Here is a 293-nt window from a genome sequence, read left to right on the forward strand (position 1 = left end):
TGTCGCTAAATTACAGTGAAGTTATTTTCGACCAACGCTATAGCCAACTGAACAAGCAGGAAGTTAAAAAATATGAGTAGGCGATTATGTAGGGATAACTGCACCAAAATACGAAACATTCCCCGTCGTATAAAATCACTTAACCGTTGGTCTGAAACTTTTAATAACCCAGTTCGTGCCGTTTTTCCGGAAGAGCAACATTACTGGAATTACAATATACCTGTAGAAATTAATCTTGTTCAAGGAAAATACAGCAAGCAGAAAGTTAAGGCAGAGTGTGCGCAAGCCATGAT

1 protein-coding gene is annotated in these 293 nt (G+C 38.6%); it reads left to right on the forward strand.

The window, feature by feature from the left end:
• Positions 1-72 precede the first annotated feature (72 nt).
• On the forward strand, positions 73-293 hold a 221-nt coding region (locus V1952_RS22695), incomplete at its 3' end, for a DUF3916 domain-containing protein (RefSeq protein ID WP_420075654.1).

It is taken from the genome of Yersinia sp. 2542 StPb PI (genome assembly GCF_048593855.1).
Classification (GTDB): domain Bacteria; phylum Pseudomonadota; class Gammaproteobacteria; order Enterobacterales; family Enterobacteriaceae; genus Yersinia; species Yersinia enterocolitica_E.